Annotated in this window: 24 protein-coding genes; 16 read left to right on the top strand and 8 right to left on the bottom strand. The window is 52.8% G+C overall.

What is annotated here, in order from left to right:
- Positions 1-58 precede the first annotated feature (58 nt).
- The 4 genes from cobT to GYMC10_RS25585 all read left to right on the top strand — a co-directional run bounded on the left by cobT (position 59) and on the right by GYMC10_RS25585 (position 4129).
- A complete protein-coding gene (gene cobT, locus GYMC10_RS25600) occupies positions 59-1129 on the top strand; it encodes a nicotinate-nucleotide--dimethylbenzimidazole phosphoribosyltransferase (RefSeq protein WP_015737181.1) in 1071 nt (356 codons plus the stop codon).
- Positions 1126-1704 (top strand): bifunctional adenosylcobinamide kinase/adenosylcobinamide-phosphate guanylyltransferase, encoded by a 579-nt coding sequence (gene cobU / locus GYMC10_RS25595; RefSeq protein WP_015737180.1) that lies wholly within the window; start codon positions 1126-1128, stop codon positions 1702-1704. Before cobT ends, cobU begins: the two co-directional genes overlap by 4 nt.
- Positions 1701-2522, top strand: coding sequence for an adenosylcobinamide-GDP ribazoletransferase (cobS, locus tag GYMC10_RS25590; RefSeq protein WP_015737179.1), 822 nt, complete (start codon positions 1701-1703; stop codon positions 2520-2522). The genes cobU and cobS overlap by 4 nt, the downstream gene beginning before the upstream one ends.
- Positions 2523-2734: 212 nt before the next feature.
- Positions 2735-4129, top strand: coding sequence for an L-cystine transporter (locus GYMC10_RS25585; RefSeq protein ID WP_015737178.1), 1395 nt, complete (start codon positions 2735-2737; stop codon positions 4127-4129).
- 131 nt (positions 4130-4260) lie between these two features.
- Here GYMC10_RS25585 and GYMC10_RS25580 read toward each other — a convergent pair whose 3' ends face one another.
- Entirely contained in the window at positions 4261-5349 is a 1089-nt protein-coding gene (locus GYMC10_RS25580; protein ID WP_015737177.1) for a M24 family metallopeptidase, read from the bottom strand.
- 185 nt (positions 5350-5534) lie between these two features.
- Here GYMC10_RS25580 and GYMC10_RS25575 point away from each other — a divergent pair, with 185 nt between their 5' ends.
- Entirely contained in the window at positions 5535-6035 is a 501-nt protein-coding gene (locus tag GYMC10_RS25575) for a GNAT family N-acetyltransferase (protein ID WP_009589361.1), read from the top strand.
- A gap of 150 nt (positions 6036-6185) precedes the next feature.
- Positions 6186-6662, top strand: a complete 477-nt coding sequence (locus GYMC10_RS25570) for a GNAT family N-acetyltransferase (protein ID WP_015737175.1) — start codon at positions 6186-6188, stop codon at positions 6660-6662.
- A 60-nt stretch (positions 6663-6722) separates the two neighbouring features.
- On the opposite strand, the gene GYMC10_RS25565 is transcribed toward GYMC10_RS25570, so the two are convergent.
- Positions 6723-7067: a hypothetical protein gene (locus tag GYMC10_RS25565; protein WP_009589352.1), complete on the bottom strand. Its 345-nt coding sequence runs from the start codon at positions 7065-7067 to the stop codon at positions 6723-6725.
- 185 nt (positions 7068-7252) lie between these two features.
- Between GYMC10_RS25565 and GYMC10_RS25560 the strand changes: the two genes are divergently transcribed.
- The 7 genes from GYMC10_RS25560 (at position 7253) to GYMC10_RS25535 (ending at position 15417) form a co-directional block, all read left to right on the top strand.
- A complete protein-coding gene (locus GYMC10_RS25560; protein WP_015737174.1) occupies positions 7253-8410 on the top strand; it encodes a response regulator in 1158 nt (385 codons plus the stop codon).
- Between the two features lie 174 nt (positions 8411-8584).
- Positions 8585-9076 (top strand): hypothetical protein, encoded by a 492-nt coding sequence (locus GYMC10_RS25555; protein ID WP_015737173.1) that lies wholly within the window; start codon positions 8585-8587, stop codon positions 9074-9076.
- Between the two features lie 135 nt (positions 9077-9211).
- Complete coding sequence (locus GYMC10_RS25550) at positions 9212-12361, top strand: ATP-binding protein (protein ID WP_015737172.1); 3150 nt, start codon at positions 9212-9214, stop codon at positions 12359-12361.
- Between the two features lie 110 nt (positions 12362-12471).
- The gene (locus tag GYMC10_RS25545) at positions 12472-13395 is read left to right on the top strand and encodes an AEC family transporter (RefSeq protein ID WP_015737171.1); all 924 of its coding nucleotides are present in this window, start codon (positions 12472-12474) and stop codon (positions 13393-13395) included.
- Between the two features lie 111 nt (positions 13396-13506).
- Positions 13507-13671 carry a hypothetical protein gene (locus GYMC10_RS32660; protein WP_009589346.1) on the top strand — a complete coding sequence of 55 codons (165 nt, stop codon included), beginning with the start codon at positions 13507-13509 and terminating at the stop codon, positions 13669-13671.
- Positions 13672-13891: 220 nt separating this feature from the next.
- The gene (locus GYMC10_RS25540) at positions 13892-14344 is read left to right on the top strand and encodes an Rrf2 family transcriptional regulator (RefSeq protein ID WP_015737170.1); all 453 of its coding nucleotides are present in this window, start codon (positions 13892-13894) and stop codon (positions 14342-14344) included.
- Positions 14345-14562: 218 nt separating this feature from the next.
- Positions 14563-15417 carry a VOC family protein gene (locus GYMC10_RS25535; RefSeq protein WP_015737169.1) on the top strand — a complete coding sequence of 285 codons (855 nt, stop codon included), beginning with the start codon at positions 14563-14565 and terminating at the stop codon, positions 15415-15417.
- Positions 15418-15517: 100 nt separating this feature from the next.
- Here GYMC10_RS25535 and GYMC10_RS25530 read toward each other — a convergent pair whose 3' ends face one another.
- On the bottom strand, positions 15518-16033 hold the full coding sequence (locus tag GYMC10_RS25530) for a hypothetical protein (RefSeq protein WP_015737168.1): 516 nt from the start codon (positions 16031-16033) through the stop codon (positions 15518-15520).
- A gap of 206 nt (positions 16034-16239) precedes the next feature.
- On the opposite strand from GYMC10_RS25530, the gene GYMC10_RS25525 reads away from it, so the two are divergent.
- Together GYMC10_RS25525 and GYMC10_RS25520 are read left to right on the top strand one after the other, a co-directional pair.
- A complete protein-coding gene (locus tag GYMC10_RS25525; RefSeq protein WP_015737167.1) occupies positions 16240-16845 on the top strand; it encodes a winged helix-turn-helix domain-containing protein in 606 nt (201 codons plus the stop codon).
- A 23-nt stretch (positions 16846-16868) separates the two neighbouring features.
- Positions 16869-17675 carry an MBL fold metallo-hydrolase gene (locus GYMC10_RS25520; RefSeq protein WP_015737166.1) on the top strand — a complete coding sequence of 269 codons (807 nt, stop codon included), beginning with the start codon at positions 16869-16871 and terminating at the stop codon, positions 17673-17675.
- Between the two features lie 90 nt (positions 17676-17765).
- Here the strand turns inward: GYMC10_RS25520 and GYMC10_RS25515 are convergent, their stop codons facing one another.
- The 5 genes from GYMC10_RS25515 to GYMC10_RS25495 form a co-directional block, all read right to left on the bottom strand.
- Positions 17766-20342, bottom strand: a complete 2577-nt coding sequence (locus GYMC10_RS25515; protein ID WP_015737165.1) for a rhamnogalacturonan lyase — start codon at positions 20340-20342, stop codon at positions 17766-17768.
- Positions 20343-20669: 327 nt separating this feature from the next.
- The gene (speD, locus tag GYMC10_RS25510; RefSeq protein WP_015737164.1) at positions 20670-21485 is read right to left on the bottom strand and encodes an adenosylmethionine decarboxylase; all 816 of its coding nucleotides are present in this window, start codon (positions 21483-21485) and stop codon (positions 20670-20672) included.
- Between the two features lie 317 nt (positions 21486-21802).
- Positions 21803-22165 (bottom strand): VOC family protein, encoded by a 363-nt coding sequence (locus tag GYMC10_RS25505; protein WP_015737163.1) that lies wholly within the window; start codon positions 22163-22165, stop codon positions 21803-21805.
- Positions 22166-22195: 30 nt separating this feature from the next.
- Entirely contained in the window at positions 22196-22654 is a 459-nt protein-coding gene (locus GYMC10_RS25500) for an SRPBCC family protein (protein ID WP_015737162.1), read from the bottom strand.
- Between the two features lie 88 nt (positions 22655-22742).
- Positions 22743-23528: an AraC family transcriptional regulator gene (locus GYMC10_RS25495; protein ID WP_015737161.1), complete on the bottom strand. Its 786-nt coding sequence runs from the start codon at positions 23526-23528 to the stop codon at positions 22743-22745.
- Between the two features lie 189 nt (positions 23529-23717).
- Between GYMC10_RS25495 and recQ the strand changes: the two genes are divergently transcribed.
- On the top strand, positions 23718-25601 hold the full coding sequence (gene recQ, locus GYMC10_RS25490; protein ID WP_015737160.1) for a DNA helicase RecQ: 1884 nt from the start codon (positions 23718-23720) through the stop codon (positions 25599-25601).
- Positions 25602-25679 lie beyond the last annotated feature (78 nt).

Raw genomic sequence — 25679 nt, 5'->3', positions numbered from 1 at the left:
TTGCCGCAGGTTCAGCCGCGTTGTAAGATTTAGGAGCAAGAGGAAGGAGGCCGTTTCATTGACGGATACACTCACAAGTCGTTTGAAGGGAATTACCGCTAACATTAAACCGCTGGATGCCGAGGCGCAGGCGGAAACCGCCGCCTATTTGGATACGTTGACGAAGCCTCCGGGCAGTTTGGGCAAGCTGGAGTCGCTGGCGATCCAATTAGCGGGAATCACGGGGAAAATGAAGCCCTCGTTTACCAAAACATCCGTGGTTGTCATGGCTGGCGATCATGGGGTGTGTGATGAAGGAATCAGCGCATTTCCGGCCGAGGTGACGCCCCAAATGGTGATGAACTTCCTGAATGGAGGGGCGGCCATTAACGTGCTGGCCCGTCAAGCGGGGGCAGACGTTCATTGCGTGGATATCGGCGTAGCGACCGAGCTGACCCATGAGAGGCTCCTGTCCCGGAATATTGGCAGAGGAACCGCCAATATGGCCAAAGGACCCGCAATGACAAGGGAAGAAGCGCTGCAATCCGTAGTGACCGGAGCTGAGGTGGCGGCAGAGCTGGTTAAACAAGGCACGCAGATGTTCGTAACCGGAGAGATGGGCATCGGGAACACGACGCCAAGCGCGGCTATTTTCTCGGTTCTGTCCGGCAAGCAGCCATCCGAGGTTGTGGGACGAGGAACCGGCGTGACGGATGAACGGCTGAACCATAAGATTCGGGTTGTGGAACGGGCGATACAAGTCAATGCGCCTCATGCCGCCGACCCGCTCGACGTGCTGGCCAAAGTCGGGGGCTTCGAAATCGGCGGATTGGCCGGATTGATTCTGGGGGCGGCTGCTCATGGATGTCCTGTCATCATTGACGGATTCATATCCAGTGCCGCGGCGTTGGTTGCCAAATCGATCTGCCCGGATGCCCTTCCTTATATGATTGCTTCCCATGTTTCGCATGAACAGGCGCATGTTCTTCTGCTGAAAGAGCTGGGACTCCAGCCGATGCTGCAAATGGACATGCGTCTTGGCGAGGGGACGGGCGGTGTGCTGTGCCTTCATCTGGTCGAGGCGGCGTGCAGGATCGTGAACGAGATGGCGACGTTTGAAAGCGCCGGCATCAGCGGAGGAGCCGTATGAGTCATCGTGGAAGCGTGTTGGTTACGGGCGGAGCGAGGAGCGGGAAGAGCTCGTTCGCGGAGAAGCTGTGCATGAAGCGCGCCGATTCCGGTACATATATAGCGACTGCGCAAGCCTATGACGATGAGATGCGGGAACGGATCCGGATTCATCAAGACCGCAGGCAGGATTCAGCCTATGGTTGGCAGACGGTGGAGGAGCCTGTCGCACTGCCCGAATTGCTGGAAACGCTCGGCCAGTCAGCCTCGGATGCCCCTGCGGTGGTAGTGGACTGCCTGACGCTGTGGCTTACGAATGTGCTGCTGCAGGCCGAACCTGAAGGCACGGCCGTCATGGAAGAACGGCTGGGGCTTCAAATCGACAGGCTGGCAAGAGCGGTTCAGGTATACCCGGGCATGGTTATATTGGTAACAAACGAAGTGGGTTCAGGGATTGTACCCGAATATCCGCTGGGCCGGATTTATCGCGACTGGGCAGGGATCATGAATCAACGACTGGCCCAGGTCTGTGACGAGGTATTTCTGGTGACCGCGGGAATCCCAATGGAAATCAAGAGCAGGGAGTATCGGATATGAGCAAGATGATCGAAGCGGCTGCGGCCGCTTTTCAATTTTTATCGAGGCTTCCCGTGCGGAGGGAAATTCCCTTTACACCCGAAGTTCAACAGCGGAGCGTCGTTTTTTATCCTTTCGTAGGGGCAGTCATAGGTGTTATCGTTGCCGCATTGGGACTGGGCTTAAGCTTTGTGCTGCCTTCCTTTCCTGCTGCCGTCATCCTGCTGGCTGCATGGGTAGCATTAACCGGAGGGCTTCATCTCGATGGCTGGATGGACAGCGCGGATGCGCTGCTGAGCCATCGGTCGCGCGAACGAATGCTTGAAATTATGAAGGATAGCCGGGTAGGCGCGATGGGGGTCATGGCCTGCATGCTGCTGCTCCTTCTGAAAGCTTCCTTAATCATGTCCGTTTGGGATTTGTCTGAGGGGGTATGGAAGCAAGAAGCGTGGCTGCTGGTGCTCGCTCCGGTCTGGAGCCGCTGGTTTATGGTCCACGCCATGTATCGATGGCCGATGGCACGGGGAAGCGAGGGACTGGCAGCTTTGTTTCACGGACTGTCCGTTAGAAGGAGGTCGCTGGCAGGCATAGTCGCGATCCTGTTAACGCTGGTTGTCATAGGCCTTCTCTGGTGCACGACAAGCACACTGGATCTTGCGGCGATTGGAATCGGAGGAATCCTCGTCATCCCGTTGGCAGCCTGGGCCGTTGGAAGTTTGACGGCCGAACGGATGAGCCGAAGACTCGGGGGACTGACGGGAGATACCTACGGGGCGTTGAATGAATGGATCGAAACGATTGTGTTAATTTTGGTAGTTCTCCTTTTGAAGTTTACATGATATGATGGTAGAGCAATGCGGTGGTATTCCGATCAACATAGTCGACATAATTCACGTCAACAGAAAAATAACGTTTTTGACAGGAATTTTCTCAAACGGGTAATGATATGTTTAGAGTGGGCTATGAAATGGATATGAATACATACTAGCGCACTTATGACATGAGGATGACGCAGTATATCCTTATTTATAGAATGGGAGGAATCATTAGGATGGAAACGCTTTGGGTTATCATCAATGTCCTTGTTCTGATTCTGCTGGTCGGTATTTTGTACTGGATGCAGAGAAAGCATTACTCGTTTACCAAACGCGTGTTTGCCGGACTTGGACTGGGTGTGTTGTTCGGAGTGGCACTGCAGCTCATCTACACTTCGACCTCCGATGTGGTGGTGAAATCCACCGATTGGTTTAATCTGGTTGGCTACGGTTATGTCAGACTGCTGCAGATGATGGTCATTCCGCTGATCATGGTGTCGATCATATCGGCCATCATGAAGCTGAAGGGCGGAAAGAACCTGGGCAAAATGAGCGGACTGATCATTACGGTGCTGCTTCTGACGACGGCGGTAGCCGCCGCTGTCGGAATTACGACCGCGCTGGCGTTCGATTTGTCCGCCGTCAATATTCAGGGCGGCGCTGCCGAGGAGCAGCAGGGCGCGCTGCTGCAAGAACGGCTCGGGGATGTCGAGGGCCGTACGCTGCCGCAGCAAATTCTGGATTTCATTCCGAGCAATCCGTTTGCCGACATGACGGGAGCACGAAGAACTTCGACGATTGCGGTCGTCATATTCTCGGCATTCATCGGGATCGCCGTGCTCGGGTTGGACCGTAAAAACAAGGAGCAGGCGGAGACCTTCCGCAACATGATCTCCGCCGTATACGGCGTGGTCATGCGTATCGTGACGCTGGTGCTTCGTCTGACGCCTTACGGGATTCTGGCGCTGATGGCCAAAACGATCGCCACGACCGATCTTGCGGTGATCATGAATCTGATCGATTTCGTTCTGGCTTCATACGTGGCCTTGATCGCCATGTTCATTATCCATCTGGTGCTGCTGGCGATATTCGGGTTTAATCCGTTCAAGTATGTCAAGAAGGTGTTCCCAACGCTGACCTTTGCCTTTACGTCGCGTTCCAGCGCGGCTACGATCCCGCTTAACGTGCAGACCCAGAACAAAAAGCTGGGCGTCTCGGAAGGCATCGCGAACCTTTCGGCATCGTTTGGCGCCACGATTGGACAGAACGGCTGCGCGGGCATTTATCCTGCCATGCTGGCCGTCATGATTGCACCGACAGCCGGCGTGGATCCGACGTCGTGGTCGTTCATCCTGACCTTGATCGTGGTCGTTATGATCAGTTCCTTCGGCGTGGCGGGTGTCGGAGGCGGAGCTACCTTCGCATCGCTCATCGTGCTCTCCACGATGAACCTGCCGGTTGCCTTGGCAGGCCTGTTGATTTCCGTCGAGCCGCTGATCGATATGGGACGGACGGCACTGAACGTGAATGACTCCATGACGGCCGGCGTGATTACCGGGAAAGTCATGAATGAAGTGGATAAAGACGTGTATAACGACGACAACATTGAACTGGATATGGTTCAGGCATAATGAACGCATCCAGGGGAGCCATCTTGCAGGCAGTGTTTCTGCCTGCAAGATGGCTCTTCTGCGTGAATAGAGAAAGCCCGAATACCGTAAGCGAAACGGTGATTCGGGCTTTTTTTCATGCTTAACATGCTTTATCCGATGACGGTCAGTTCTTTCGGGAAGGAGGTCAGCACCTCGACGCCATCGCCGGTCACGATGACATCGTCCTCGATTCGCACGCCGCCGACGCCCTGCAGGTAAATGCCGGGCTCGATGGTGAAGACCGCCCCAGGCTGCAATATGTCCTGATTCAACCCGTGAACGGATGGATATTCGTGGACATCCATGCCAAGCCCGTGACCCAGGCGATGTACGAAGGCATGGCCGTAACCTGCGTCGTCAATCACTTTGCGTGCCGCTTGGTCGATCGAGCCATAGGTCACGCCGGGTTTGACGGCCTGAATCCCGGCCAGATTCGCAGCAAGAACCGTCTCATAGATGTTAACGGCTTCCGGCTTCAGATCGCCTACCGCAAAGGTACGGGTAATATCCGACGCATAACCGCCGGCGTATACTCCCAAATCGAACATGAGCAGATCCCCTGCTTCGATTCGGCGCGCACCCGGAACGCCATGAGGCAAGGCGGTGTTGGGGCCGGATAATACCATCGTGGCGAAGGAGGGCGCGTCCGCGCCAAGCTTTTTCATCAAGTATTCCAGTTCCGCGACAAGCTCCAGCTCGCTGATGCCGATTTTTACCCGGGCCATGCCTTGCGTCAGAACATCTTCGACCAGCCTCACCGCATTCTTGATGATCTTCACTTCCTCGGCAGACTTTCGAATCCGAAGATCCCGCAGCGCAATGCCGACATCTTCGATGCGGTCCGCGTTCACATGTTGCCGCAGCTGTTCATAGCGGGAGACGGTCAGCTGATCCTTCTCCAGCGCCAGCGTTCCGGCGCTGCCTTGAATCTGTTCCTTAAGCAAAAGGTAAGGGTTATCGGTATCCTGATGCGTGACAATGTTCTTCACGGTTGAAGCGGCCTCGGCCGCGTTCGCGTCCAATGCCGGCACGATCAGCACCGGATCATTGGCGGGGGAGAGGAGCAGGCCGAGAAAGCGCTCATGGGGATCGCTCGCAAAGCCGGTCAAATAATAAACATGCTTGGGGTCTGTCACCAGGACATGATCCCAGCCCTGATCCTTCATGGATAACAGCAAACTTTGCAATCGTTCGTTCATCCTGTTCATTCCTTTCTTTACTCAAAGACGTTCATCATGCCGTTAATGTAAGGGTATCGCGTTCCATCGCGTAAGTAAAGTTTTCCTCGTGAATGAATCGCGGCTTGAGAAAATAGAAGCGTTTTTCCGTTACCTCTTGTACAATAGATCTCGTAATAAAGACATCTATTCGGAGGTAGAGCATCGTGACGCATCCATACCGTATCGATTATGCCGTCAAAGAGGATTTGCCGGCCATTGTGGACATTTACAATTCAACGATTTCAAGCAGAAAAGTAACGGCCGATCTGGAGCCGGTCACGGTGGAGAGCCGCATACGCTGGTTTGAAGAGCACAGCAACGATTTTCGCCCTCTTTGGGTCATGCGATCTGATGACGGGCTGGTTGCGTGGATGAGCTTTCAATCCTTCTATGGCCGTCCCGCCTATAACGGGACAGCTGAAATCAGTATCTACGTTAACGAGAAATATCGCGGCGTTGGTGCCGGCAGCCTATTGATCCAGAAGGCCATCGAGGAGTGCCCGCGTCTTCGCGTCAGCAACCTCGTCGGATTCGTATTCGGTCATAATGAACCAAGCCTCAAGCTGTTGAAGAAGTTCGGCTTCGACCAGTGGGGGCTTCTCCCAGCGGTTGCGGAGCTTGACGGAGTCAAGCGGGATCTGGTTATTGTAGGACGTGCGATCTAAGTACCGATACGTGAAGAATAAATTTAAGGTCCATAAGAGAAGTCATCGCAGCGCGAAGATGAAGATACGTGCAAACCCTTCATGGTATTCTGCATTCCAAACCTTAACCGATATCCAGTACACTTGGGGAAAACAAGGGACGAAAAGGGTGTGGAGGATGTGAAGACAGAGATTCGCATATATCAAGCAGAGCTGAAGGATCTGGACAAAGCGGCAGCGCTGTTGAATCAGTATCGGCAATTTTATGATCGGGAAGATGATCTGGACGGGGCCCGGGAATATATCAGGGAAAGGCTGACCCATGGCGATTCCGTCATATATTTAGCGGACTGCACCCGCTGTGAATCCCTGGCCACGCCAGGCTTTCTACAATTATATCCATCCTTCTCGTCGCTATCCATGTCCAGGTTGTGGATTCTGAATGATCTGTACGTGGATTCCGAATATCGCGGGCTTGGCATTGGAAGGGAACTGCTTCATCAAGCCCGTGCGCACGCCGTTCAGACCAAGGCCAAAGGCTTGACACTCTCGACGCAGCTTCACAACACGGCCGCTCAACGCCTGTATGAATCCGCAGGATATAAGCGGGACGATGAATTTGTGCATTACCATTTGGATTTATCCTGACGCAGTGGGCATCCGGAACAAACAAAGACGATACCCCTAAGGAGTTATCGTCTTTGTTCTTTATTGATAAATCGAGCGTATTTTTCGAAAAACCTCAACCCGGGCAATTTTCAGCTCCCACATTTGGTCCAGCAGCTTCCGCTGTATATCTTTATCGTCTGTTGCTTTCAATTCATGATACAGGGCAGACATCCGTTCATTGATTTGATCCACGCATTGCCACAGCTCCTGTTCCGTGCATTCCTCCGACTTCGCTTGTTCCTCGCCCAGCGATTCCTGCATGTGGTGAAGCGTACGAATGATGTCTGCTTGCCACTTCCGATCTTCCAAGCGAATCGCCAAATTGAGAAGATCCAGATAATCATCAAGGGACAGAGATGTCGGTTCTTTATCGCCATGTTCCATGTTGAATGCCCCCTTAGAAAACGTATAACCTGTTTATACCAAGTATTATACTTGGAATTATGAGTTTTTCAAGTGAAAAAATAAGAGAATATTGTCATAAACATGCTTTCGATTGTTGCAACCGTGCGCAGGAATCAATATAGTTTACATAGGACCGTATTTTTCCAATCCAAGGAGTTATATGAATGAAGGTAATTCTCGTAGATGACGAACCGTTGGCCTTGAAGTATTTAGAACGTCAGCTGTTAAAACTGGATACCATGCCTATAGATGTAATCGGTACGTATACGAATCCTTTTGAGGGGCGAAAGGAAATTCTTGCAAGGGACGTGGATATCGTGTTTTTGGATATCAGCTTGCCGGAATTGAACGGGATCGAGCTGGCGGAGCAGCTGCTGGAGCAGAAGCCCCATCTCTGCATTGTATTTGTGACGGGATATCACGAATATGCAGTTACCGCATTTGAATTGAATGCCGTCGATTATATCGTCAAACCGGTCCAGATCGATCGAGTAGCCAAAACGATGGAGCGGTTGCGAAGTCGCATTGCGTCCAGACCGGAAGAGGTCCTGAACCCCAATCGTAAAATTCGGATGACGATGTTCCGCCAGGTTATGATCGAACAGCCGAACGAGCAGGGGCAATTCGCCATGCTTCATTGGCGGACAACCCGGGCCCAGGAAATATTCATTTACTTGCTGCAGCATCGGGGGCAGCTGGTGCGCAAGTCGGCACTGATCGATATGCTATGGCCGGAGTTTGACATGGATAAGGCCTATCCCCAGCTGTATACCGCCATTTATCATATCCGAAAAACATTGGAGCCCTATGATACCCGATTTCAAATCACCAACACGACGGAAGGCTATGTGCTGAATGTGGAAGACGTGCAGCTGGACATCGAGGAGTGGGAGAACTGGTTCACGGCGAACCCCTCGGTGTCGGCCGATTCGATAGACGGCCATCTTGAAATGATGAAGCTGTATACGGGCGATTATCTGCAGGAATATGATTATTGGTGGGCGGAAGGCGAGCGTCAAAGACTGAAGGAGCTGTGGCTCAGCGTATCGTTATCCATGGCGGAATGGTATGTGGATCAGGAACGCTTCGAAGAGGCGGTACTGTGCTTCGCCTCGATCCAGAGGCTGCATCCCTTGGAAGAGAAGGCCTATTTTTCATTGATGAAAATATACGGCTTGCAGGGGAACCCAGCCCAGGTACACCGTCAATTCAGCCTGCTGCGTCAAGTGCTGAAGGATGAGATGGGTGAGGAGCCAAGCCCTTACATCAAGAAATGGTATGACGAGTGGAGCGATGGAATCCAAATCACCCATATACAATAAATGATCTACCAAGCAATCATAAGATAGGGAATCACCGGCCGCTATGACCGGTGATTTTTTTGTATGCGTCAACCGAAGGGCTGTTCTTTTTGGTTCCTGTTCAGAAATTGTAGAGGACCGCCTCTTATACTGTAGAGTGTGAACCATAAGAATCGGGAGGTACAATATTCGGTTATGAAATTCATTCGGAAATTTAAGGAATCTTCGCTGCATAAAGCCATGGGGCTGGAGCTTGGTACGTTTCGGGAGATCGAGCTGGATGCAACTAAGGATGTCCAGCATTGCCGAGGCTTCTATGTTTACTTCAACGGCAAGCGGATTGGCATCGTTGCTACGGACGAGGGACCGGTATTTCTGTGTGATCAGGAGAAGTTTTTGCTGGATGAGCGTACCGTTCATTTTTTGCTGCAAAAAAATGCCGAGTTTAATACGTTTATCTTCATGTGGAATGGAGGCGTGAAGCTTCAGATTCCATATTTGCGGTCGTTAATCGAATATAACGGAAGATGGGTGGATGATTCGATATTCGACTTTTTTTCGTGGATTTATGAAGCTTCCGGGAGAAAAAGATTCTACTCCTACTATACGGTGAAGCATGTATCCGCTGACGAATTATGCCCGCATCAGCCTCTTCAGCGTTCGGGCAAAACGCTTTCGATTGTTTAGGCGGCCTGACGAACCCGTGGATTCATGCGAACTTTAGGGAATGGGACAGACAATTGCATCGCAACGATGTAAAATAATGGACAGTTATGTAGTGTTATTGATTCTTACAATACGTTATATAAAGGACTGTTACTATTGTCGATCTATTCCAATATCAAATCGAAGCCCGTCTCCGGCAGAAGGTTGCTGGGGATTACTTTTCTGTTTATCGTGATTTTACTTTCCGTGCGCTTGGTCTGGTTCAACACCATTACGGTACCCGAGGAACGTCCATTCCGGCAAGGCGTGCTGGATCTTCGGGCTTGGCCGGCGGATGATCGGAGCAGGGTCGCCCTCAACGGGGAGTGGGCCTTTTATCCGAATCAATGGAAGGGCCCGGATGGAGCGTCCCAAGGAGAGCCGGCTGCCGCCGACCCGCGCTGGATACAGGTTCCGGGGCCATGGGAGGGCGTGAACGAGAATGGAAACCAAATCGGCTACGGGACTTACCGCCTCAAGCTGCTCGTACCGGATCGGAACAAAACTTACGGCATCTGGATCAGCGATATCCGTACAGCCTATCGTTTGTATGTAAACGGGAAATTATTGCACGAATCAGGACATCCGTCCGATCTGCCAGAGATCCACGTGGCCAGGATCATCCCCCATATGGAGCTCATCCCCCCGACCGGCGGTGATGAGCTGGATATCATCGTGGAAGTGAGCAACTATCAGTATGCCGATTCAGGCGGGATCCGGCTGCCGATCCAATTCGGAACGGCGGAAGCGGTGATGAGGGGAAAAGCCTTCTCCGAGAACATGCAGCTGCTGGTGTGCATCGTGCTATTGCTCCATGTGATCTATGTTTTTATTTTGTACTTGATCGGCTATCGAAGCAGAGGGCTTTTTTATTTTGCCGGGCTTATTCTGTTTACGCTGCTGGCTACGCTGAGCGACGATGATAAGCTTCTGTTGGTGTGGCTGCCCGGCATTCCTTTCGAGTGGGCGGTGAAGCTTAAGGTTATTGCTTATGTCGCGATATCTTTATGCTTGATTCTGTGCACCAAGCATTTGCTAAAGCCGAGGATCAAGGAGGGCTTTTACCGGGCTTACACGGTGTTTGTGGTTTCGTATGCCGCAGTCTATTTGCTGCTTCCGTTTCATCTGATGGTCCATCTCTCTAAATATTTGTCGGTGGTATTGATAAGCGCCGTGCTGTTCGTGCCTTCGCTAGCCAGAAAGGCGGTCAGCGAGCGGAAGGAAGCAGCGATCTTCATCCTGCTGTCGGCGGTTGCGGTTTCCTGCAACATTATGATAAGCGGAATTTTAAGATTCCGGTATTTTAAGGAACTGCCTTTTTACCCGATCGACCTGATCGTTGCGTTTCTCGGGTTTGCTTCCTTCTGGTTTATCCGGTTTACCAGAAACAGCGTCATGCTTAGGGAACAGGCCGAGCAGCTGCAGCGAGCGGACAAGATGAAGGATGAGTTTCTGGCGAATACGTCCCATGAGCTGCGAAATCCGCTGCACGGCATCATCAACATGGCACAAACGCTGCTGGAACGCAAAGGGAGCGTATTGGAGCAAGAGGATCGCAATCAGTTGGAGCTGATCACCGGCATCGGCAGACGGATGTCACTGCTCCTGGACGACTTGTTGGATGTTTCGTTATTGAAGGACAACCGCGTTCGGTTGAATGTGCAGAGCGTTCACCTCGGTTCGGCTGTTCAAGGCGTGCTGGACATGCTCCGTCCGATGGCGGAAGGCAAGCGAATCGAGCTCGTATGCGAGATCGCGGAGGATGGCCCCAAGGTATGGGCAGACGAAAGCCGCTTGGTTCAAATCATGTTCAATCTGATTCACAACGCCATCAAATATACGGAGGCCGGACGTATCACGGTGGCTGCCGAGATTATTGAAGGAAGGGCTTATGTCCACGTTCGCGACACGGGGATCGGTATGGACGAAAAGACGTTAAGCCGAATATTCCTCCCCTACGAGCAGGGAGATTCCGGTTTTGCCGCTTCGGGAGGCGGTTTGGGGCTTGGACTGGGCATCAGCAAGCAGCTGGTTGAGCTCCATGGAGGGGATATTTCCGTAACATCCGCTCCGGGTCAGGGGAGCGACTTTACGTTCACGCTGAAAGTGGACGATATGATGAAGCAGGAGAACGCGGATAAACAGGAGTTTATCGCGGTCTCCCCGGCTTCAAATCCAGAGAAAGAGAAGGAGACGCAATCGAATATGTCAGATATGCACGAACAGGATGACGCCGAATCGGAGGCTCTGGCGCTTGCCCGTCCAAGCGACGGCAGGCTGCTTATCGTTGACGACGATCCGGTTAACCTGAAGGTCATCCATCATTTGCTTGCAGACGAGGGGTATCGGATCGTGACCGTTACCCGCGCCGAGGAAGCTCTTCAGCTGTTGGAGCAGGGAGAGTGGGATCTTATCATTTCCGACGTGATGATGCCCCAGATGTCGGGGTATGAACTGTCCAGGACGATTCGGCAGAGGTATATGCTATCGGAGCTTCCCATCCTGCTGCTGACCGCCAGAAATCGGCCGGAGGACATACATATGGGGTTCATCTCGGGAGCTAACGATTACTTGATAAAACCGGTGGATCACCTGGAATTAAAAACGAGGGTACGCGCCTTGCTGGAGCTGAAGCGGTCCATTAAGGAGAGGCTGCATATGGAAGCGGCTTGGCTCCAGGCCCAAATCCAGCCGCATTTCCTGCACAACACCTTAAATTCGATCGCTTCGCTAAGCGAGGTGGATCCTTCCCGGATGATTGCGCTCATCGCAGAATTCAGCCATTATCTGAGGGCCAGCTATGATATCAGTAACCTGGACCGTTTCATACCGTTGGAGCAGGAGCTTGGCTTGGTTCGCTCTTACCTGTATATCGAGGGGGAGCGGTTCGGGGAACGGCTGCGTGTCCGTTGGCATATCTCCGACGAGGTTGCCGTGCAGCAATGGAAGCTTCCTCCCTTGACGATGCAGACCATCGTGGAGAATGCGGTCGTTCACGGGGTATTGGCACGGACCCAGGGAGGGACCGTTACCATCCGCATCGTACGAGAGGCTGAATCAGCCAAGGTGATCATCGCGGATGACGGCGCGGGGATGGATCCCGAGAAGCTCCGAAGGATGCTGGGAAGCGGACATCGCGCCACCAAGGGAGTCGGGCTTATGAACACGGACCGCCGTTTGAAGCAGATTTATGGGCAGGGCCTCATGATCGACAGCTCAAGGGACAGAGGAACCACGGTGTCATTTGTCATCAAGAAGATGGCATAATCAAAGCCTGAGCCTATTAGACCTATAGTCTTTGAATCTTGGACGAATGCCGCAGGTTTAGGTTAGGATGTAGAGATGATGATATTTTACTTCGTATAAGGGTGGACTTCATGATCTCTTCTTTTTTGGCTACGATTTACAGCGTATTCCTTCCGATATCGCTGCCCGTCATCGGCGGAGCGCTGCTTAAGCGATTTAAAGGAATTGAAACCAAGGGGCTCTCGGCCCTGTCTTTATATGTGCTGAGCCCGGCACTGATCTTCGAGACGCTGGAAAAGGCTTCGATCACCTCGAACGAGGTGACGGTGACGGTTGCCTTTTGCCTGTTGAACGTGATCATCCTCTGGGCGCTCAGCGCCTTTGCAGGTAAAATGCTGGGCTTGTCCCAGACGGAGAAATCGGGCCTCGCCTTGACCACCATTTTTACCAACAGCGTGAATTACGGGCTTCCCCTCGTGCTGCTTGCATTCGGGCAGGCAGGGCTGGATAAGGCTTCCGTGTATGTCATTGTGCAGATCATCATCATGAATACATTAGGCGTGTATTTGGCAGCGCGGTCTCATTTTTCGGCCGTAAAAGCGATCAAAACCGTATTTACACTTCCTTCGGTTTACGCCGCAGCGTTTGCCGTACTCTTCCGGTTGACGGATTTCCAGCTCCCCGAAGGGTTGAATACCGGTGTTTCCATGCTGTCCGCCACCTATGCGCCACTGGCTCTTGTCATACTGGGAGCCCAGATGGTTGGGGTTCGGGAGGGTGGAGCGTCGCTCGCCGTCTCAAAGCGCGGATTCTGGTCGGGCATGGCGATGCGAATGCTGGTGGGCCCGTTGGTGGCTTGGGGATTGCTCGCGATGTTATCCATTGAGGGAACCTTGTTTGCAGTCATTCTGATTCTGTCGGCGATGCCTGCAGCCGTGAATGCGGTCATCCTTGCCGAAGAGTACGATGCCGCGCCCAAGCTTGTATCCAGGTGTATTCTGTGGACCACGCTGGCTTCTTTTATCGTTCTGCCTGCCATGATTGGCTTTCTTTAAGATGTCTCGCCTCCGGAAGATTGGTTCAACTCTTGGACTAGCGTGTAAAGAGTAGTAAGCGTCAAGAGATAACCATCATCTGCGAATCCGAATCGGATGGAGGTGGAAACTATGAGCAGACCGCGTGACCGAGACGTGGAGATCGAGACCCGCAATATCGAGGAGCGTAACGACTCCAGCAGGGTAGCTTCTACGTTGATCAAGTATGTTGCTTATCTGATCATCTTTTTTGGTTTCTTGTACTTCCTGATCAAATACGTATTCCCGATGTTCTAAGTTCAGGCCGGGTTACGTCGGTGAGAAAGCCTCTCCTTAGCCACAAGCGGGATGGAGGCTTTTTTTCATGAAGTAGGGCAGGATCGCAATGTGCATAATGGACGCGAAAGTTTTTCCTATTATTCCATGCACACGGCAGGAGCGTTGACTTTGGAGTCTAATGTAACTATGATGGTTACATGCTAGTCATCTGAAGATTTGGACCGTCAGGAGGGATCGCATGAACATAAGCAGCCGATTTGCAGTGGCCATTCATATTCTTTCCGTGCTGGAGATGAATAAGGCTGGCGTCAGCACTTCAGATTATATTGCGGAGAGTGTGAACACGAATCCGGTGGTCATCCGGCGGATTGTCGGCATGCTCAGCAAAGCGGGCCTGGTCGAGGTAAAACCCGGCGTAGCGGGAGCGAAGCTGGCTAAGCCTCCGTCCGGGATTACGCTGCTGGATATTTATCATGCCGTTCATGTCGTGCAGGAGGGTTCCCTGTTTGGCATTCACGAGAATTCGGACGCGAAATGTCCTGTTGGCAAACATATTCAAACGGCGATCGTTCCGGTGTTCTCGGCCGCCCAGAAGGCCATGGAGGATACGCTGCATGAGGTGAATTTGGAGCAAATCGTCCGGAAAATCCATGCATCTGCTAACGGAACATTCAGAATAGATGATATATGATACATGATACGCTCAATCCTTGCAGGATGGGCGTTTTCTTTTGGGCCTGGTTGGTGTGCCTTCGTTCATATGTTAATTACTGGGTTTGACAACGGGATGTTCCTGTAACTATAATGATTACAAGTAAGATGTAACTGTTTTGATTACAAGTTAAGCCTGTCGCAGACCTGAATATATTTTTTGAAAAAATCAAACAACAACATTCAAGGAGTGAGAATATGACAGCCATTATACATCCATCCACAAAGCTCGGACCCGTCTCTCTTCGGATTCGCAATCTGGCACAATCGGTACGCTTTTACACGGAAGTCGTTGGATTAAAAATGCTGCGCCAGCATGGCCGGGTGGCCGAATTGACGGCTGACGGCAAGCAGCCGCTGCTGATCATTGAGGAGGTTTCGGACCTGATAAGACCGCAGACCCGGACTGCAGGCCTGTACCACTTTGCGATCCTGGTACCGGATCGGGAATCGCTCGGGCTCGCGCTTGCCAATCTGATCGCCCATAACATTCCGGTCGGCCAAGGCGATCATCTGGTCAGCGAAGCGCTGTACATTAATGATCCGGACGGAAACGGCATCGAGATTTATGCCGACCGGCCACGGGATACCTGGAAGCGCGATGCCAAAGGGGAATATGTGATGGCCACCGACCCGGTCGATGTTGAAGGACTGCTGGCTCTCTCCAAGGAGAAGGAATGGCTTGGACTTCCGGAAGGGACCGTCATCGGGCACGTGCACTTCCATGTGTCCAACCTGCACGATGCCCGTGCATTTTATTGCGATGTGCTGGGTTTTGAGCTGACCGCCCATTATGGGGGAGCAGCGTTGTTTATATCCGCAGGAGGATACCATCACCATATCGGGCTCAATGTTTGGGCGGGAATCGGTGTACCGAATACGCCGCCGAACGCTGCGGGAATGGAGAATTATACGATCGAGCTTCCGAGCCATGAGGCTCTTGAGGCGGTAACCGGCCGTATTCGCGAAGCGGGGCTGCACCTGGAACAGCGAGACGGCGTCTGGGCCGTTCAAGATCCTTCGGACATCTGGATCCGGTTGGTTGTTGCTTAATATCATACGAACGAAGAAGCCTGTCCGCTATATTAGCGGCAGGCTTTTTTTAATGAAACATCACCGTTAGGATGACCAGGCTAGACAGAAAGCTGGCAAGCTAGATCCGGTTTAATTCAACCAGCGTACGGAGCATGAACTCCGTGATATTCGGAATGTCTCCCATCTGCTCTTCGTTGATTTTGCGGGGAAAGCGAAGCTCGATCGCGTTATGGATGGGGACCGTATCGTCGCCGTAGGCGTAGCGTATCGTTTGCACCGGCGGGAGCTCGGGATTCCATATCTCTTTAATAATCTGCGCGATAACCGGGCACGAGTAGGCAGGATCGGCAATGTTTTTATGAAAGCGGAGCTTCAGCAAGCAGCCCGGCTGCTCTTCCGGGATTTCCAAAATCTCGGCGGCTAAATCCCGCAGCCCGGTCTCCAGGCAAATTTCGGCTGAAGCCGCGGATTGCTGAACCAACTCGAACCGGAGGCTAAAATTTCTGGACAAGGTCGCCATATCCAGGAGGTCCTTCCGATCGGTAACGCGGATGATTTCATCGAGATTGTCGAGGTCATAAACCGCATTCTCGATGCCAACCTTTAGATTTTCGAATATAGTCGGGTCAAACATGGAGGCACATCCTTTGATGAACTTAATGTCCGTAATAGACGATTGTGGATACTATATCACAGTCGCCGGGCGAAGGGGAATGGCTCGTCTGATAAGCCGGAGACCTGCGTCAGGATTGACCGATAGATCTAAGTCATGGTAGGATGAAATCCATCAACAGTAAAAATAATTTTACCGGTAAAATGTATGGAGGTGTTAAATTAAAAATGACTGGTGTATATAAAATTCAAACCCATGAGCAGCTCAAAGCGATTGCGGATCCTCTCCGCACCAAAATGCTGATGAATCTGGTGAAGGATGCCTACACCGGACAGCAGCTGGCCGAGATGCTCGGCATCACGCGGAACAATATTTACTTTCATCTCAAGGAGCTGGAGAAGCATGGCATCATCCATGTGGTCAGGAAGGAAGAGAAGAACGGTATCGTGCAGAAATACTATCGCGCCGTTGCAAGCCGCTTCATTCCGGAGGATCATTTGCTGCCAAGCCTGGATTTGGTGGAAACCTCAAGACAGGTATTCATGGAGACGCTTGATGTAACGCGGGCCAAAATCGAGACCGCCCCGGCTTCTTCTTTTGCACTGGACAGTACGAGTGAGCACCACAGGAAAAATCTTGCGGGAACCTACCGCTTTCGTGCAACGCAGGAAAGCTTCCATGCTTTTGTGGAAGAATTCAAGAGGCTTCTGGATAAACACTTCACGATGGAAGGTGCCGAATCCGGCAGAAGCTCGCTTTCCGAGGAGGAGAAGAGCTATTATATGTCGTTGATAGCATTCCAAGATGATCATGAGAATATCACCATTCGATAATCCTGGACGGGGGATACATACATATGGACAATAATCAATATACCATCGTGATCGATGATGCGTGGTTTACGGTATCGCAGCTGGATGAAGGCACGTTTGCCATCAGTGAGTACGGGCATTGGGAGAAGGTGCATTCGTTTCTGTTGATAGGGGACGAGCGTGCCGCATTGATCGATACGGGCCTTGGCATCGACGACATGAGGCGGATAACCGATCAGCTGACGGATTTGCCTATCATGGTACTGACCACGCATGTTCACGCAGATCATATCGGCAGTCACGGGCAGTACGGGGAGATTTATGTGCATAAGGCCGAAGAGGATTGGCTGGTCAGCGGCATTAAAAAGCTTTCGATTGAGCAAATCCGCAAGGATATATCACGCGATATTACGAAACCCGTACCGGATTCCTTCGATCCGGCAGCGTACACCCCTTATCGGGGGCAGCCGACCGGCCTGCTTCGGGATGGGGACGTCATCGAGCTTGGCGGGCGAAGCCTGGTCATCTACCATACGCCGGGCCATTCGCCCGGACATATTGCGGTATTTGAACCCAACCGCGGGTACTTGTTCACTGGCGATTTGCTTTACGATGAGACGCCGGTATATGCCTTCTACCCGACGACAAGTCCCGAGGATCTCGTTAACTCGCTGGAGCGGATCGCGAATATCGAAGGCGTAAACCGGATCTTCGGTTCTCATAATACGCTTGGACTGGACCCGGCATGGCTGGACTTAGTAAAAGAAGCCGTGCAGGAGCTTCGGGAAAAAGACCTTGTCCGATTTGGAACGGGCATTCACCGGTTCAACGGATTTTCGGTTCAATTCTAATATCGTCATGAAGCAAAGCCGCCTCCGGATCAGCAATTGGCATCCGGAAGGCGGCTTTTTAGGCTAGCGATTGTTTTTAGGCAAATTAAGCTATTTCCACATGATGATGAGCGTCCATGCCTGATAGGACAAGTTCATCCGGGCTCTATCCGATATCGCACCGGGTTTCTTATGCTCCTCCAGCTGAGAAACGAATGTATTTAAAAATTTGAGCGCCTGTTCCCTGGAGCCCTTGCTCATGTGATGCTCTGCCTGCTTCAAGGCATTGCTCAACCGGGACAGCAGGGGGTTAGCCAGTTCCCCTGCGCGGGCATACTCGCTCACCAGTTGATCCAGCACGTTCAGCATGCCCGGGGATTGATAAACGGGGATAGGAACCTCCGAGAAATCCGTATCGGATGCGAAATAAAAGCTGGTGTAAGAGGGCTGGTTATACGTTGTATTTTGTCTGGCAACCTCGACCCGATACTGCGGATCATGCATGAGCGTATAGAGCTTACGGTCGGTGACCTCGGTGCTCAGGTAAATCCGGAGGGCCGAGCTGTCCGAGGTCCGGACCACCAGTTCCTCTCTCCAATCCCCGAAGAGATCGGCGACGAGGGCAGGATTTCCCTTCGTCCCGTTATTGGTGCGCGTGCTTTCTGCAGTTAGCAGCGTCCTGTTGCGCCAGCTTTCGATGACCGGTGTCTGATCCAAGTTACCATTCACGATCTGGGTGGTCATATCCGCAGACCATTTGATGTTCATGTTCGTGCCCGGCATGGTCGTAGAGAGCTGTTCTCCATCTGCAGACCACGTGCCGACGGCCCATGTTTCGAGTCCCCGCTGATCGGGATCAATATCGCCGATCATGCCGCGTCCGGTGTCTTTTCCGGTATAGCCGCCGTAGAGGAGCCTGCCTGTTGCCGCATCACGGAGGGAATAGCCGTAAGGGGCGTAGGCACCGCCTTCATGAACCATGAAGATCTCAAGACCCGGCCGATCCGGATCGATGTCGGTGACGTGCATGGCGTCCCCATGTCCAAGGCGGGCCATCGCACCCGGATCCGCGCTTTGAGGAGGGAGCACATCCATGGAGCTGTACAGCAGCGTGCCGTCATGGTCAATCGTTGCCGAACCGTAGACGATTTCCTGTTTGCCGTCGCCGTCGACGTCAGCCGCGCTTAACGAGTGGGCCCCTTGCGTCGTTAACGTACCGAATGCGGCATCGGTCCCGTCCCGGCCATGCGGACTGTCGTTAAACGGATTGGTCATCGGGGTCCAGCCGCTGTCCACAATCCAATGCTCGCTTAAGTGCCGGCCATCCCACTTGTAGGATACGAGTGTGGATCGGGTGTAATAACCGCGGGCGAATACGGCATAGGGTTGTTCCTCGTCAAGGTAAGCAACGGCGGCAAGGAAGCGATCCACGCGATTGCCGGGTTCGATCCGGGCCATGGCGTAGTCGCCCCACATGAGCCCGTCGTCATGCCTGCCGGGTTTATACCGGATCGTCTCGAGCTCTTTGCCGGACGCGCCTTCAAATACGCTGAGATATTCCGGACCATCCAAGATGAACCCTTCGAATGCCCGGAGATTGTTGCGGGCGCTTCGCTGCGGCGCATAGGTGTCCATGAAGTGATCGACCAGGCTTTCGGCATCGGTACGGGATAACGGATAATGGTACTTCTTATCGATGCCGAAGCTTTCTTCGAGCGTGGCCGGCCAGCGGCCGCTTACGACCTCTTCATGCTGATGCCAGTTCATGAACAGGTTTACCATGTGCTCGTAGTAGCCGGTTTTGCTCAGCCTGTAATCGTCCTGATTGGAATATCCGGCCTTCATATCCTCGGGCAGCAGCGTGATGTATCTCTGGGAGATCATGTTGCCGGCTGGATCATAGCGAAGAATCTTGGTGCCCGGTGCCGTTTTGAGCATCATTTCCGCTTTGCCGTCCCCGTCAAAGTCATACACCATGAACTGCGTATAGTGGGCGCCGGAACGGATGTTGACGCCGAGGTCGATCCGGTACAGCAGGATGCCCTCCAGTGTATAACAGTCAATGTACGTGTTGCCGGTATACCCGATTTGGGAAACGTCCTTGGAGTTGGAAGGGTCCCATTTGACAAAAAGCTCGTACTGCCCATCGCCGTCCACATCGCCGACGCTGGCGTCATTGGCAGAGTAAGTATAAGGTTCTCCAGCCGGGGTGACTCCGCCATCCGGCTTGTTTAGCTTCAGATCGTAATAGGGGGAGGACCAGGGAGTGGAGGTGAGGCTCTGGTCGACCTCTTTTCCGTTTACGACGGCAGATACGTAATAGGAGGATGATGACGTGCCGGATCGGTCCAGGTAATTGGTGCTGTTCTCGACGACGGCAATCAGGTTGCCGTCCCGATAGACATGAAAGGTCGGACCGATAAGCCCTTGGTCGCCATATCCGGTTACTTCTCCGGCAAGCAATCGCCAGCTCAGAAAGTTGCCCTCTGAAGTGGAGGCCGATACGATCCCCCTATCCAAATACTCCAGCTGAATCCGGCTGGTTTTTGTGGCACCTTGCTGCGTGCTGCTTGCCGCTTGATGCGAGGGCGCCGCTAACGACTCGATGCTCCCCGTGATGATCATGGGGAGGGTAAGAGCCGCTGCCAACAGCTTGCGATGCAAGCCGAGTTTACTTCCATGCTTCATGTTCAGCCACCTTTCTCCTTATGGTTCGGATGCTGGTGTGCAGCATTCCGTATGCGCTTTCACAAATGGTTGAGCGGCTCCTCCTTTCTGGTTGGAATGGGGTAATAAGTAAATCACTTTCATTGTATGGAACCTGGGAGAATGACAACATACAAAAAACAGGCCATTTGATTTAAAAAACAGAGTGAATTCTAATTCCGAAAGTCGATTTCTAGGGTGAAGCCATAGAAGCAGCAAACAGGCCGGGCTCCTGGGAGCCCGGCCTGTTTGCTTACTCGCATGAAGGACATGCAAGAAAAGAATAGCCGCCGCAGGGTAGCAAGCCATTCAGTAACTCCGGTCCATGTTCTTGCCGTAATAAATCTCGTCCATCTCCAGTTTGATGCGTTCGGTGATTTCCTGCTGCTCGGCCTTGGACAGCTTATCCTTCGTGTAACCGAACAGATAGTTGTCCAGATCGAACTGCTTCAGCTTGCACTTGGTATGAAAGATGTTCTCCTGGTATACGTTGACGTCGATCATATCGAACAGCTCCTTGGCTTCGTCCGGAATATAGTTCTGGATGGAGCTGATCTCATGGTCGATAAACAGCTTGTGTCCGTGAATATCCCTCGTGAATCCCCGGATTTTATAGTCTATCGTCATAATATCCGTATCGAAGGAGTGGATCAGGTAGTTCAGGGCTTTGAGCGGTGAGATTTCCCCGCAGGTCGACACGTCGATATCGGCCCGGAAGGTGCTGATGCCCTCGTCCGGATGGAATTCCGGATACGTATGGACGGTAATATGGCTCTTGTCGAGCTGGAGCACCACGTTATCCGGCAGCGGACCCGGCGATTCGTCATAGGATTCCTCCGGCACCTCCACGACGGGGCCCTCGGAGACTAGCACCGTCACGCTGGCGCCCTGCGGGATATAGTCCTGCTTGGCAATGTTCAGGACATGCGCGCCGATGATTTCGGCCACATGGCTCAATATTTTCGTCAGTCGATCCGCGTTGTACTGCTCATCAATATATTCAAGGTACGCTTCCCGTTCCTCCCGGGTCTTCGTATAGCAGACGTCATACATATTAAAGCTGAGCGATTTCGTCAAGTTGTTGAACCCATGCAGGGTCACGCGTTGTTCTGGTGTCATATCCATATGAAATTTCCCCTTGTGTCGTTAATATATCAGTTCGAGTACCTATTATTTCCGAAACCGTCGATTCCTAATCTGCCCATGCTCCGCTTTCCGGAGCAGCATTACTATGTTCTTACCCGGATCGGGTTCAACGTTAACAGAGGCGGAGGAATGCCAGAGGGGAAGCAGCGGCGGCTCCCAAACTCCAAAAAGGCCAACCGGATTTCTCCGGCAGGCCTTATCTATCAGAACGACACCTGCTGCATGCAGCTTATCCCTCTGGCGTTTATATGGATTCACTTCATATGCTTGAACTTTGATGCTGCCGAACGGATGGATTACTCCGTAAATTCCAGCAGCTCGATCACATTGCCAAACGGGTCGCGGATGGCGCTGTACAGCCCGGGAGGGCACGGCTTGGGCGTATCGAAGATGACGTCGACGCCCTTCGATTTGTAGTTCGCAATGGCTTCGTTTACATCCGGGGTCTCGATTCCGATGATCACCTGTGCCTCATGCGGGTATTCCGTATTCGTTGGACGGTCGCATTTCTGCAGAACGAGGGACATGCCCTCATGCTTCAAGCTGACGATCTGATCATCATAAACCCTGGAGATTTCGAATCCCAGAACGTCGCAGTAAAACTGTTTGGCTTGCTGTATATCACTTACATTGATCGATAGAACGCATAGGTTTGGCATATGCTCGCACTCCTCCGCTCATGATTTGTTTTAATTGCAGCACAGAATCCCGTTTCCGGATTCGATATTGGATTTCAAGCTGGCCAGCATCCCCTTCCACGCATCGATATGCCACTCCCGGGCTTGCCGGGACGCTTCGGAATCCTTCCAGCCTGTATGCTCCAGGGTAATTCTCGTGCCGTCCGCCTCAGGGGAAAAGGCAACCTTAACCGCCGTCAGCTCGCCTTGATTCATCGTTTCCGCGAAGGGATCGGGTCCTTTCCACTCAAAAACAAGCACGCGTGGCTCGTCATACCGCAAAATGGTACACCCGGCGGTGCACATCGATTCGCGATCGGCGGGGTTAAAATACAGCTCGAATTTTCCGCCCGCTCTCGGCTCGATTTCCGCAGCCGGCGCAAACCACTCGGTTATCCTTGCGGACTCGGTCCATGCTCGCCACAGGAGCTGCACATCGGCCTGAATCACGGTTTCTTGAATAATGGTCATGTATATTCCTCCATCATATAGCGCTGATTGTTCCAGACAACGCTTCTTGCAGTTCCATTATAAATGGACAAGCACATCGAAAATTCTTCTACCTTGCGCTGTTATTCCGATCCTTCTCAAACAAGAGCAGCGGCAGGTTAACCACAATCGGCGGGTCATGGGGCAGAGGCTCCCGTAAGGCAATCTTCACGTCAAGATCGGTTCCCCTGTCGATATGGACAGGCTCCTCCAGTTTGCCGCGCAGGGATTTGCCCAGCAGAAAATAATCCTTTGGATTGAGGCTCCAGGGGATGCCCGCGGCCAGCACGTAATACGTGCCGGCCGGCATGCCGGTTAAGGTGCAGGTCCGATTCTTGAGGTTGACGGCCGTACCGGTTACGGGCTTCTGATCGGGCACGGGTCTTGGGAACAGACCGACATAAATCATGCCGCGGAACGCCTCGGGAGCTTCGATCCGGCAGCGAATCCGTGGCAAAGCCTGCGATTCTTCCCCTGCCCAGGCTAACGGCTTATGCTCATATTGATTCACATAACGATGAAGGGATTCGGTGGTGGAGCGGAACCTCTTCGGAGACAGGCCGACAAGCTGCTTAAAACGGGTGTTGAAGGTGCCCGGACTTACCAAACCGATGTTCATTCCGATTTTCACAAGCAGGGAGGGGCTTTGAAGGAGCTCGGTTTTGCCCGATTCGACCCGGAGGGCGGACAGGTACTGCCTGACGGAAATGCCGGTTACCCGTTTGAATATCCTGGAGAAATGGTAGGGGCTGTACCCCGCGAGATCGGCGAGCAGCTCGGTTGTCATCGGCTCGTCCAGATGCTCCTTCATATATTGAATGGTCTGCCGCACGGCTTCGGCATGTTCATCGTTCATTAGGGAATCACCAACTTCGTTTTAATGGCTCTACATGATAGGAGACATATTTCCACATTTATGAAATTCTGCTCGTCGAATGCAATTTCCTTCCCCGATTCGGTTGCCCATTCATGGAAAGGCCGTTAAACTTAAAGGATGAGGGCTTTCTAAAACGGAAAACCAAGGTGAAATAAGGAGTTTATATCCATGAATGTGGAAACAAATGATAGAGAATCGATGATTATGGACACAGCGCGGGAATACCTGCAAAAATATTACGGCTATCCCGATTTTCGGGACGGACAGAAGAAAATCGTCGCGAGCCTGCTAACCGGCCAGGATACGCTCGGGATTATGCCGACGGGCGGGGGCAAATCCATCTGTTATCAGATCCCGGCACTCCTCAGCCCGGGCCTGACGTTGGTCGTATCGCCTCTGATCTCCCTGATGAAGGATCAGGTGGATGCACTTACGACGGCGGGCGTGGCGGCGGCATATATCAACAGCACGCTCAGCGGCAAGGAAGTGAACGAGCGCATACGCGCGGCCAAGCGCGGTGACTTGAAGCTGTTATATGTCGCCCCGGAACGGCTTGAGCTGGACTGGTTCCGTGAGGAGATGGCAGGCCTCGACATTTCGATCGTTGCTGTCGACGAAGCGCACTGCGTATCCCAGTGGGGTCATGATTTTCGGACCAGCTATCTCTCCGTGGCTCCTTTCGTAAAAGGGCTGCCGAACCGCCCGATTGTCGCGGCCTTTACGGCGACGGCTACGCCGGAGGTTATGGAGGACATGCAGCGCCTGCTTCGACTGGAGCAGCCGCAGGTGTTCGTGACGGGACTTGGGCGCGACAATCTGGAAATGTCGGTGCTTCGCGGCGAGAACAAGCGGGAGTTCGTGCTGGATTATGCGGCCTCGCATACCCACCAGCCGGGCATCATCTATGCTGCCACCCGGAAAGAGGTGGATGATTTATGCCAGCGCCTGCAGGCGAAGGGGCTACTTGCCGGACGTTATCATGCCGGCATGAGCGATGCGGAGCGAGCGGACAGCCAGGAGGCCTTCCTGTATGACGATATTCGCGTCATAGTTGCAACGAACGCGTTCGGCATGGGGATCGATAAATCCAACGTTCGGTACGTCATCCACTACAATATGCCGAAAAATATGGAGTCTTACGTCCAGGAAGCCGGCCGCGCCGGGCGGGACGGAGAGCCCAGCCAGTGCATCCTGCTGTTCAGCGCCCAGGATATCATGACGCAGAAATTTCTGATCGAACAGAACCCCCAGGAGGGCGAACGGAAGCAGAACGACTACCGAAAGCTGCAGCAGATGATCGATTACTGCTACACCACAAGGTGTCTGCGCAGCGCGATGCTGGACTATTTCGGGGAAGAACACGAAGACAAGCCCTGCGGTACGTGCAGCTCCTGCACGGACGACCGGGAGCTGGTGGACATCACGGTGGATGCGCAGAAAATCTTCTCCTGCATTCACCGGATGCGCGAGCGCTTTGGCGTGTCGATGATCGCCTCCGTGTTGAAGGGCTCGCGGGCGAAAAAAGTGCTGGAATACGGCTTTGACCGGCTTCCAACCTATGGCGTCATGTCGAACCGGACGGAGAAGGAAATATCCGAGACGATCAATGTGCTCATCTCGGAAGGGTTCCTGGCACTGACCGAAGGCCAATATCCCGTCGTGAAACTTCAAAGCGAGGCGGCCGACGTGTTAAAGGGCCAGCGCGAAGTGATGCAGCGCGTTCCGCGGCCTTCCAAAGCCGCAGGCAGCCAACGCAGCGGCAGCCGCCGCGACTACTCGCCGTCTGCCGTTAACGAGACGGTGTTCGAGCAGCTGCGCTTGATTCGGCGCGAGCTGGCAAGCAAGGAGCATGTGCCGTCCTACATCATTTTTAACGATGCAACGCTGCGCGAGATGAGCGTGGTCTGCCCGCAGAGCGAGGATGAGATGCTGAACGTCAAAGGGGTCGGCGAAGTGAAATTCCGTAAATACGGACGTCCGTTCCTTGAGTTTTTCCTGAATGGTCAGGGCGCGTCGAATGACGGTGACGATGTGTATGATTATGAAGAATAGGCTTGCATGTCAGGCGGAACTCATGGCTTATTCCCGTATTATCAGTCAGGATAAAAGCGTTCGGTACCGTTCGGTAAT

The organism is Paenibacillus sp. Y412MC10 (assembly GCF_000024685.1).
GTDB classification, from domain to species: domain Bacteria; phylum Bacillota; class Bacilli; order Paenibacillales; family Paenibacillaceae; genus Paenibacillus_AQ; species Paenibacillus_AQ lautus_A.
The sequence above is the reverse complement of the archived record's forward strand: the minus strand, read 5'-3'. Positions and strand labels throughout refer to the sequence as shown.

Excerpts from the sequence above, each read along its gene's own strand:
- cobU (WP_015737180.1), top strand. The coding sequence starts at position 1,126 with ATGAGTCATCGTGGAAGCGTGTTGGTTACGGGCGGAGCGAGGAGCGGG.
- cobS (WP_015737179.1), top strand. The coding sequence starts at position 1,701 with ATGAGCAAGATGATCGAAGCGGCTGCGGCCGCTTTTCAATTTTTATCG.
- GYMC10_RS25585 (WP_015737178.1), top strand. The coding sequence starts at position 2,735 with ATGGAAACGCTTTGGGTTATCATCAATGTCCTTGTTCTGATTCTGCTG.
- GYMC10_RS25580 (WP_015737177.1), bottom strand. The coding sequence starts at position 5,349 with ATGAACGAACGATTGCAAAGTTTGCTGTTATCCATGAAGGATCAGGGC.
- GYMC10_RS25565 (WP_009589352.1), bottom strand. The coding sequence starts at position 7,067 with ATGGAACATGGCGATAAAGAACCGACATCTCTGTCCCTTGATGATTAT.
- GYMC10_RS25560 (WP_015737174.1), top strand. The coding sequence starts at position 7,253 with ATGAAGGTAATTCTCGTAGATGACGAACCGTTGGCCTTGAAGTATTTA.
- GYMC10_RS25555 (WP_015737173.1), top strand. The coding sequence starts at position 8,585 with ATGAAATTCATTCGGAAATTTAAGGAATCTTCGCTGCATAAAGCCATG.
- GYMC10_RS25545 (WP_015737171.1), top strand. The coding sequence starts at position 12,472 with ATGATCTCTTCTTTTTTGGCTACGATTTACAGCGTATTCCTTCCGATA.
- GYMC10_RS32660 (WP_009589346.1), top strand. The coding sequence starts at position 13,507 with ATGAGCAGACCGCGTGACCGAGACGTGGAGATCGAGACCCGCAATATC.
- GYMC10_RS25540 (WP_015737170.1), top strand. The coding sequence starts at position 13,892 with ATGAACATAAGCAGCCGATTTGCAGTGGCCATTCATATTCTTTCCGTG.
- GYMC10_RS25535 (WP_015737169.1), top strand. The coding sequence starts at position 14,563 with ATGACAGCCATTATACATCCATCCACAAAGCTCGGACCCGTCTCTCTT.
- GYMC10_RS25530 (WP_015737168.1), bottom strand. The coding sequence starts at position 16,033 with ATGTTTGACCCGACTATATTCGAAAATCTAAAGGTTGGCATCGAGAAT.
- GYMC10_RS25525 (WP_015737167.1), top strand. The coding sequence starts at position 16,240 with ATGACTGGTGTATATAAAATTCAAACCCATGAGCAGCTCAAAGCGATT.
- GYMC10_RS25520 (WP_015737166.1), top strand. The coding sequence starts at position 16,869 with ATGGACAATAATCAATATACCATCGTGATCGATGATGCGTGGTTTACG.
- GYMC10_RS25515 (WP_015737165.1), bottom strand. The coding sequence starts at position 20,342 with ATGAAGCATGGAAGTAAACTCGGCTTGCATCGCAAGCTGTTGGCAGCG.
- speD (WP_015737164.1), bottom strand. The coding sequence starts at position 21,485 with ATGGATATGACACCAGAACAACGCGTGACCCTGCATGGGTTCAACAAC.
- GYMC10_RS25505 (WP_015737163.1), bottom strand. The coding sequence starts at position 22,165 with ATGCCAAACCTATGCGTTCTATCGATCAATGTAAGTGATATACAGCAA.
- GYMC10_RS25500 (WP_015737162.1), bottom strand. The coding sequence starts at position 22,654 with ATGACCATTATTCAAGAAACCGTGATTCAGGCCGATGTGCAGCTCCTG.
- GYMC10_RS25495 (WP_015737161.1), bottom strand. The coding sequence starts at position 23,528 with ATGAACGATGAACATGCCGAAGCCGTGCGGCAGACCATTCAATATATG.
- recQ (WP_015737160.1), top strand. The coding sequence starts at position 23,718 with ATGAATGTGGAAACAAATGATAGAGAATCGATGATTATGGACACAGCG.